This is a genomic window from Streptomyces populi (genome assembly GCF_002911015.1).
Classification (GTDB): domain Bacteria; phylum Actinomycetota; class Actinomycetes; order Streptomycetales; family Streptomycetaceae; genus Streptomyces; species Streptomyces populi.
In genome coordinates, this window is record NZ_KZ626948.1 from 18,481 (window position 1) to 27,247 (window position 8,767).

Sequence of the window (8,767 nt, forward strand, 5' to 3'; positions counted from 1 at the left end):
GCGGGGCACTGTCCTCGGGTTTGAGGGCACTGTCAGTGGCACAGTGCACTATCGAGGCCGGGAGGTGGTGCGGGTGCGGAGCGCCTACGACTGCGATGTGCTGGTGATCGGCGGGGGGATCGTCGGTCTGTCGACGGCGTACGCCATCACGCGGGCGGCGCCGGGCACGCGGGTGACGGTGCTGGAGAAGGAGCGGGGACCCGCCCGGCACCAGACCGGGCGCAACAGCGGGGTGATCCACAGCGGGATCTACTACCGCCCCGGCTCCCTGAAGGCGCGGTACGCGGTCCAGGGTGCCGCGGAGATGGTCAAGTTCTGCGCCGAGTACGGCATCGCCCACGCCGTCACCGGCAAGCTGATCGTCGCGACGGAGAAGTCGGAACTGCCCCGGCTGCACGGGCTGGTGCAGCGCGGCCGGGAGAACGGCATCCCGGTCACGGAGCTGGGGCCGGCCCAGCTCACCGAGCACGAGCCGGAGGTCCGGGGCCTCGCCGCCATCCACGTCGGCACCACGGGCATCTGCGACTACGTGGCGGTGGCCCGCAAGCTCGCGGAGGCCTCAGGGGCGGAAATACGTTACGGGGCGGACGTGGTGCAGGCCGACCGCCGCCCCCGTCTCGGCGTCGCCGTGCGCACGGCCGACGGGACCGTCGTCCGCGGCCGGGTGCTCGTCAACTGCTCGGGGCTGCACTGCGACGAGACGGCCCGGCTCACGGGAGACGACCCCGGGATGCGGATCGTCCCCTTCCGCGGCGAGTACTACACGCTGGCGCGGCCGGAGCTGGTGCGGGGCCTGGTGTACCCGGTTCCGGACCCCGCGTTCCCGTTCCTCGGCGTCCATCTCACCCGGGGCATCGACGGCGGCGTCCACATCGGCCCCAACGCGGTGCCCGCGCTCGCCCGCGAGGGATACGGATGGGGGGTCGTCCGGCCCCGTGAACTGGGCGGGACGCTGTCCTGGCCGGGTTCCTGGCACATAGCGCGGCGGCACTGGCGCTACGGAGCCGGGGAACTGCGCCGGTCGGTGTCGAAGGCGGCGTTCACCGAGGCGGTGCGGCGGCTGCTGCCCGCGGTGACCCCGGAGGACCTGGTCCCCGCCGCTGCCGGGGTCCGCGCCCAGGCGGTCCTGCGCGACGGGACCCTGGTCGACGACTTCCTGATCAAGGAGGGCCCGAGGACCGTGCACGTGCTGAACGCGCCGTCCCCGGCGGCCACCGCCTCCCTCCCGATCGGCCGGGAGGTCGCCCGCCGGGCACTGGCGTCCCTGGCAGCAACCTGAGCGCACTCCACCCGCCCGTCACCGTCCCCCGCCGCCACGACCCCGCACCCCGGCCGTGGCGGTCCACCCGTCGGTCACGGTGGCCCGCCCCTGGGCCCGGCCGCGGCCCGAGCGGTCCACCCGCCGTCCCCGGCGGTCCGCCCGGCTCCGGGCCAGGCCCGCTCCGGGCTTGCTCCCGCGCCCGTAAAATCGACCCCACTGTGTCTGATTTCCTCGACTCCACCGAAGAGACCCGGCCCGCCTCCGCCGAGGACGGCTCGCCGCGTCACCACCGCGCCAAGGGCGAGCCCCGCTTCCCCGACGGTCCGCAGGCGGATCCCGCCGGCTCGCACTTCGAGCGGCGGATCCGGAGTTTCCAGCCGCGCCGGAGCCGGGTGACGACCGGACAGGCGGACGCGTTGCAGCGGCTGTGGCCCAAGTGGGGTCTGGACATCGACGGACGGCGGACGCTCGACCTGGCCGAGCTGTTCGGGGCGGACCTGCCCGTCGTGCTGGAGATCGGCTTCGGCATGGGGGAGGCCACCGCGCAGATGGCGGCCGACGACCAGGGGACCGGCATCCTCGCCGTCGACGTGCACACACCCGGCCAGGGCAACCTGCTCAACCTCGCCGAGCGGAACAGCCTGACCAACATCCGTGTCGCCAACGGCGACGCGATCATCCTGCTCCGCGAGATGCTCCCGCCCGACTCCCTGAACGGTCTGCGCGTCTTTTTCCCCGATCCCTGGCCCAAGAAGCGGCACCACAAGCGGCGCCTGATCCAGCCGGAGTTCCTCGATCTCGCAGCGACCCGCCTCGCGCCGGGCGCGCTCGTGCACTGCGCGACGGACTGGGAACCGTACGCCGAGCAGATGCTCGAAGTGCTGAGCGCGCACCCCGCCTTCGAGAACACCCTGCCGGACGGCGGTTTCGCGCCCCGTCCGGAGTTCCGGCCGCTGACCCGTTTCGAGGGCCAGGGACTGGACAAGGGTCATGTGGTGAACGACCTCCTCTTCCGGCGCGTACAGCATCGAGACCAGCACACCCCGGGCGACTGACCCGCACACACCCGTCGGCGTCCGCCGGGAATTCCCGGGGACTCCGGTTGCCGTCGCGGGCCACGCCCTCCCTCGTTAGGGTCAATGCCGTGGCCATCCATCCCCCGTATCCGACCCGGCCCGCCGGACCCACCGGATCCGCGCCGAGACATCCGCACTGGTGGCAGCGCGGTTGGGTGCGCTATGGAGCGCTGATCACGCTGCTCGCGATGTCGGGTCTGGTGATCCTCGCCCTCGTCCGCGAACAGACCGGCACCGAGGGCTTCCTGGTCGGCCTCGGACTGGCCGTGTTCCCCGTGCCGCTGCTCATAGCCGCCTTCCGGTGGCTGGACCGGGTCGAGCCGGGCCCCTGGCGCAACCTGCTCTTCTCCTTCGCCTGGGGCGCCTGCGCGGCCGCGCTGATAGCGATCGTCGCCAACAGTTTCGCGACCCGCTGGATAGCCATGACGACCGCGGATCCGTCCGGCGCGGACACGCTCGGCGCGACCGTCATAGCGCCCGTCGTCGAGGAGTCGGCGAAGGCGGCTGCCGTCCTGCTCGTCTTCCTCTTCCGCAGACGGGACTTCACCGGGATCGTCGACGGTGTCGTCATCGCAGGGGTCACCGCCACCGGCTTCGCCTTCACCGAGAACATCCTCTATCTCGGCAACGCCTTCGGCACCGACCGGCTCAGCGGGGAGAGCGGGCTCGCCTCCGTCACCGCGGCGACCTTCTTCGTCCGTGTGGTGATGTCGCCCTTCGCGCATCCGCTGTTCACCGTGCTGACCGGCATCGGCTTCGGCGTCGCGGCGCTGTCCGCCGAACGCCGGCACGCGCGTCGTGTGCTGCTCCCCCTCACCGGACTGCTGCTCGCGATGGGCATGCACGCGCTCTGGAACAGCTCGCCGGGCTTCGGCCGGTTCGGGTTCTTCGGTGTGTACGCCGCGTTCATGGTGCCCGCGTTCGGGCTGCTGACCTGGCTCGTCGTCCGGACCCGGCAGCGCGAGCTGCGCACCGTCCGCGCCGAACTGCCCGTGTACACCGTCGCCGGATGGCTGGGCGCGGCCGAACCGTGGGTCCTCGGCTCGATGCGGGCGCGGCGGATCGCCCGTGAGTACGCCGGCCACCACTTCGGCAGGAGCGCGGCGCGCTCGGTGGCGGAGTACGAGGCGTACGCGACCTCGCTGGCGTTCCTGCGCCACCGGGGGCGCCGGGGCCGCGCGGGCGCCGACTTCGTCGTACGGGAGCGCGAGTTGCTCGAGGAGCTGTGGCGCCGCCGGGAGATCGCCCGTCCGGCTCTCGCCTACGCGGCCGGTGCGACGGCACCGCTGCCCGCGCCGCCGCCCTGGCCGGTCCCCGGGTACGGGTACGTCGCCCCGCCCGCGCAGCCGTACGGCCCGCCGGCGCAGGCGTCCGCGCCGACGCCGTATCCCGCGTACAACCCGTACCGCTTCTAGCGGGCAGCGGCCCCGGCTCGCGGCACCTCGGAGACATCACCGGTGCCGCGCGCCGGGCCCGGCCGTCCGGCCGCTACGCGGACGCCTTCGACAGCCGTGCCAGCTCCTCGTCCGTCAGCACCAGGTCCGCGACCCCCAGCAGGGCCGGGAGCTGTTCCACCGTACGGGCGGAGGCGATCGGCGCGGCGACCGTCGGCCGTGCGGCCAGCCAGGCGAGGGCGACCGTCGGGACGGCGACGCCACGGTCCCCGGCGACCTCGTCGAGGGCGGCGAGGACCCGCTGCCCGCGTTCCGTGCCGAGGTGCCCGGCCGCGCCCGCCGCCCGGGGCGAGTCGACCGTCGTGCCGGGGCGGTACTTGCCGGTGAGGAAACCGGAGGCGAGCGCGTAGTACGGGACGGCTGCCAGACCGGCCCGGGAGGCGACCTCCAGCAGGGCGCCCTCGTAGGTGTCGCGCGAGACGAGGTTGTAGTGCGGCTGGAGCGCGACGTAGCGGGCGAGGCCCTCGCGGTCGGAGAACTCCAGGGACTCCCGCAGCCGCTCCGGGGAGATGTTGGAGGCGCCGATGTGCCGCACCTTGCCGGCCCTCACCAGTTCGTCGAGGGCTCCGACGATCTCCTCGACCGGCACGTCCGGCTTGTCGAAGTGCGTGTAGTAGAGGTCGATGTGATCGGTGCCCAGGCGGCGCAGCGACGCGTCGGCCGCGGCCTTGATGTTGGCGGCGGACAGCCCCGGGTACGCGGGGTGCTGGCTGACCTTGGTGGCGACCACGATGTCCTCGCGGTTGCCGCGGGTCCTCAGCCACTTGCCGATGACGGTCTCGGACTCGCCGCCCTCGTTGCCCTGGACCCATGCCGAGTAGGAGTCGGCCGTGTCGAGGAAGTTGCCGCCGGCGGCGGCGTAGGCGTCGAGCACGGCGAAGGACCGGGTCTCGTCCGCGGTCCAGCCGAAGACGTTGCCGCCGAGGGAGAGCGGGAAGACCTCGAGGTCGGACGAACCGAGCTTGCGAAGAGAAGTCATGTACGACCCCAACGCCCGTGTCGGACGGATGCATTCCGCGCTCGTCCCGGACGGTCCGGTGCGGGCGGGCGTCCCGTGCGCGCCCGACCGGTGGTCCTGACGTCGGAGGGGGGTGACGTCAGGACCACCGGAGACCGGGGAGGACGGACGCGAGGCGCGCCAGGGGTCGTACGCGGCCCCCGCCGGAGCCGTAGGAACCGGGGAGCCCCACGGCCACGGGTCGAAGAGCCGTACGGATCAGGGGTTGATGCCCTTGCTCTGGAGCCACGCCATCGGGTCGATGCCGGTGGCGGCGCCGCCGGGGTGCACCTCGAGGTGCAGGTGCGGCCCGGTGACGTTGCCCGTCGCGCCCACGCGTCCGATGACATCACCCGTGGCGACCTTCTGGCCGACGGTGACGCTGATGGACGACTGGTGGCAGTACCAGAGTTCCGTACCGTCGTCGAGGGTGAGGATCGTGCGGTAGCCGTACGCGCCGGCCCAGCCGGCCTCGGTGACGGTGCCGCTGTGGATCGCCTTGAGGAGCGTGCCGGTGGGCGCCGCGAAGTCGAGTCCGGTGTGGTAGCCGGAGGACCACATGGAGCCGGCCTCGCCGAAGGTCGAGGTCAGGGTGTACGAGGAGGTCGGCAGCGCGTAGCTCTTGGCGAGCTCGGCGAGGCGCTCCTTCTCGGCCTTCTCCTTGGCCGCTTCCTCCGCCTTCTCCTTCGCGGCGGCGGCCTTGGCCTCCGCTTCGTCCTGCTGCTTGGCGGCGAGCTCGACGGCCTTCTTCGCTGCGGCGGTCTGGGCCGCCCGCTGCGTGGCGGTGTCGGCCTGGTTCTGCTGCGACTGGGCCTGCTGCATGATGCGGTCGCGCAGCGCCTCACCGGCGTCGGTGGCGCCGTGGGCCGTGTCGGAGCCGGTCAGGCCGGCGGTGGTGAGCGGGGTCGTGGAACCCTTGGGAGCGCTGGAGCCGCCGTCCGATATCAGGGCCTTGGCCGACTCGGCGACCGACGACAGGTCGGGCAGCGAGATCGAGACGGGCGCCTTGTCCGGGGCGGCGCTGGCGATGCCGCCCCCTCCGACGGCGGCTATGACGCCGACGCCGAGAACCGTGGAGCTGCGGGCGAGTCCTCCGCCGCGCTGCTTGCCCGTGCGGTGCCGCCCGCGGACGGGAGCGACGGAATCCGCGGTGGGGTTCCACTCCTCCCAGGGGCCCTCGTCCTTGCCGTAGCCGAAGGTCTGCGGTTCGTCCGACATGAACGAGGTTGGCTGAGCGGGCCGGTTGGACGCCACGTGGGCGCACTCCTTTCCTTCCTTGCCGCCTACCGGGTTAGCTGACGGGTTCGGAGCAGGAAGGTCTCCTACGGGCGTACTGCCACCGTGCCTCCACGGCGGATTACGCTCGATTCACCCCACGAGATGGGTCCCCGGTTCCCTTGCGGGATTCGGCGCGTGCGCACGGAGCCGCCTCTTGTGACGGTTGTGACGACCGCGCTGCGTTATCGAACGTTAATAGACCCGGGTACCGAATTCCAAGCCGTTCGGACTGATCGTTAACGGCTTTCGGCCAGGACTTTGGGGTCATGACCGATGAAAAACGGGCGAGTTGACCCTTTGCATGGGCGGGATTTTGCCTGACGGCGAGTCAGCCGCCGCGCGGAGGGGCGCAACCCGGTCACCATTCGTGACCGGACCGGAAACGCCAGGTCACGAAGCTCCCCCACGGGTCGCGGACCGGGAGGGGACACCGCCCGCCCGCCGGAGGAAATCGCGAGCGGGCCGAAGAGCCCCAACCGGAACAAGCCGGAGGGAACGACCGGGTCGAAACACCGAGGGGTGAAACGCCAAGAGGTGAAACACCAAGGGCCGGAACTCGTGAATCCGAGTTCCGGCCCTTGGTCTTCAGTAGCGGGGACAGGATTTGAACCTGCGACCTCTGGGTTATGAGCCCAGCGAGCTACCGAGCTGCTCCACCCCGCGTCGGTGAAACCAGTGTACGCCATCCGCGGGACCCGAAGCACACCCGTTCAGACGCACCCCTCGGGCGGGCGCGCGGGCACCCGGTCCTACCGGGCCGGAAGATGCAGGTTGGGGGCCTCGGCGCGGTCCGCGTACTCGGGGAGGACGACGACCTCGGCGCCCGCGGCGGCGAGGAGCCCGTTCCCGTCGGCGTCCGTGACGAAGGTGTCGGGCTCGCGCCAGGCGGTGACGACCCGTCGCACACCGGCGTCGAGGATGAGCCGGGCGCACGGCGCGGGCCGGGAGGCGCGGTGGGCGCACGGTTCCAGGCTGCTGTAGACGGTGGCGGCGGCCAGCCGCGGATCGGCCGGGTCGATCTTGGCGAGGGCGGCCTCCTCGGCGTGCACGACCGGGTCGCCGCCCTCGCGGGAGTGGCCCCGGGCCAGCTCGGTGCCGTCGGCCGCGACCACCACCGCGCCCACGCTGAACGCGGTCTTCGAGGGCGGGCACAGCTCCGCCAGCTCGCAGGCGAGCTCCAGCCACCGCCGGTCCGACGCGGAGGCGAGCGGGCCGGTGCCGGGCGCGGTGGGGACGTAGCGGACGAGCACGACGTCCCCGACGGGCCGGGTCTCCACCAGCCGCATCCGCCCCGGCGGGTACGCCCCGGGCCCGAACAGCCGCGGTGCGTCCTGCTGCCCGACGAAGAGGGGGGCGACGGCGAGCTGCAGTTCGTCGGCGAGCTGCTCGCGCACGAGCTGGGTGTGGACCTTGCCGCCCCCTTCGACCATGAGGCGGCGCACGCCCCGTACGTCGTGGAGGTGTTCCAGCAGCACGCGCCAGTCGAGTCCGGGGCCCGTCGGCACGACGTCGACGCCGACGATGCCGCCCAGCAGGGTGGACGCCCGTCGCGCGCCCTCGTCCGTCGTGTAGACGACCTTCTCGCCGCCCGTGTGCCAGAACTGCGCCCGCGGGTCGAGTTCGCCGGAGCCGCTGACGGTGACCTTCAGGGGGTACTCGGGGCGGCCGCCGGCGACCCGGGCCGCACGCCGCTCGGCGGAGTTGACCAGGAGCCGCGGGTTGTCCGTGCGCAGCGTGCCGGCGCCCACCAGGATCGCGTCGCTGGACGCCCGCACCTCGTCGACCCGGTCGAAGTCGGCCGGACCCGAGAGCAGCAGCCGCTCGGGCCCGGTGTCGTCCAGGAAGCCGTCGAGGGAGACGGCGGCGGACAGCAGGACGTAGGGACGGGGCATCGGGACGCATCCTCCGGTCGCACGCGCGCAGGAATCCGGGCGCAGTGGTTCAAGTTTTAAACAATACCTAGACTGGTCTCATGACGACCCGCTGGCTCTCCGCCGAAGAACAGCGCGCCTGGCGCTCGTACATCTCCGCGACCTCCCTCCTGGCGGACGCCATCGACCGCCGGCTACAGGCGGAGGCGGGGATGCCCCACCTTTACTACTCCATCCTGTCCCGGCTGTCCGAGGCTCCGGACCGGCGGCTGCGGATGACCGACCTCGCCGAGGCCCTGAAGATCACCCGGAGTCGGCTGACGTACGCGGTGGCGCGGCTGGAGAAGGACGGCACGGTGGGCCGCGAGGGCTGCCCCACCGACAGGCGCGGACACATGGCCGTCCTCACCGACGAGGGCATGGCCCTCCTGGAGCGGGTGGCGCCCGCGCACGTCGAGACGGTGCGGACGGCGGTCTTCGACCATCTGACCCCGGAGCAGGTGGGGCAGCTCGAGGAGATCTGCGGAACCATCACCCGGGCCATCCAGAGCGGGGATCCCGGGACTCCCGGGGAGGATCTGCCCTGGCGGCGGCGCTCCTGCTCCTCGTGAGGCGCCGGAAGGGGGCGTGAACCCCGTTGCTTGAAGTTTTAAGCAGATGTAGGGTCTCGTTCCGAGGCTGTGCTTCAAATCTGAAGCACAGCCCGTACGAACCCGCCGGACGGAGAGACACCATGCGCGACCACCCCACCGCCACCGTGCGCACCCGCGTCCGCGTACCCCTGCGCTTCGGCGACGGCTACTCCGTCGACGCCGAGCTCGTGACCTTCC

Annotated in this window: 7 protein-coding genes, 1 tRNA gene, 1 pseudogene and 1 riboswitch; of the genes and pseudogenes, 5 read left to right on the plus strand and 4 right to left on the minus strand. The window is 72.2% G+C overall.

Going from position 1 to position 8,767, the window contains the following annotated elements:
- Positions 1–43 precede the first annotated feature (43 nt).
- From lhgO to CW362_RS34850, 3 genes are all read left to right on the plus strand, one after another.
- Complete coding sequence (gene lhgO, locus CW362_RS34835; RefSeq protein WP_103553615.1) at positions 44–1,279, plus strand: L-2-hydroxyglutarate oxidase; 1,236 nt, start codon at positions 44–46, stop codon at positions 1,277–1,279.
- Between the two features lie 200 nt (positions 1,280–1,479).
- On the plus strand, positions 1,480–2,316 hold the full coding sequence (gene trmB, locus CW362_RS34845; RefSeq protein WP_206301144.1) for a tRNA (guanosine(46)-N7)-methyltransferase TrmB: 837 nt from the start codon (positions 1,480–1,482) through the stop codon (positions 2,314–2,316).
- Between the two features lie 89 nt (positions 2,317–2,405).
- Positions 2,406–3,752, plus strand: a complete 1,347-nt coding sequence (locus CW362_RS34850; protein WP_103553617.1) for a PrsW family intramembrane metalloprotease — start codon at positions 2,406–2,408, stop codon at positions 3,750–3,752.
- 73 nt (positions 3,753–3,825) lie between these two features.
- Here the strand turns inward: CW362_RS34850 and CW362_RS34855 are convergent, their stop codons facing one another.
- The 4 genes from CW362_RS34855 to CW362_RS34870 all read right to left on the minus strand — a co-directional run bounded on the left by CW362_RS34855 (position 3,826) and on the right by CW362_RS34870 (position 7,958).
- Complete coding sequence (locus CW362_RS34855; protein WP_103553618.1) at positions 3,826–4,770, minus strand: aldo/keto reductase; 945 nt, start codon at positions 4,768–4,770, stop codon at positions 3,826–3,828.
- A 237-nt stretch (positions 4,771–5,007) separates the two neighbouring features.
- Positions 5,008–6,042, minus strand: a complete 1,035-nt coding sequence (locus CW362_RS34860; RefSeq protein WP_103553619.1) for a M23 family metallopeptidase — start codon at positions 6,040–6,042, stop codon at positions 5,008–5,010.
- Between the two features lie 11 nt (positions 6,043–6,053).
- A riboswitch (cyclic di-AMP (ydaO/yuaA leader) is annotated at positions 6,054–6,210 on the minus strand.
- Positions 6,211–6,655: 445 nt separating this feature from the next.
- Positions 6,656–6,729, minus strand: a tRNA-Met gene (locus CW362_RS34865).
- A gap of 86 nt (positions 6,730–6,815) precedes the next feature.
- Positions 6,816–7,958: a dihydrofolate reductase family protein gene (locus CW362_RS34870; protein ID WP_103553620.1), complete on the minus strand. Its 1,143-nt coding sequence runs from the start codon at positions 7,956–7,958 to the stop codon at positions 6,816–6,818.
- 80 nt (positions 7,959–8,038) lie between these two features.
- On the opposite strand from CW362_RS34870, the gene CW362_RS34875 reads away from it, so the two are divergent.
- The gene (locus tag CW362_RS34875; protein ID WP_103553621.1) at positions 8,039–8,548 is read left to right on the plus strand and encodes a MarR family winged helix-turn-helix transcriptional regulator; all 510 of its coding nucleotides are present in this window, start codon (positions 8,039–8,041) and stop codon (positions 8,546–8,548) included.
- Positions 8,549–8,670: 122 nt separating this feature from the next.
- Positions 8,671–8,767, plus strand: a pseudogene (locus CW362_RS44965) (GTP cyclohydrolase); the annotation flags it as partial.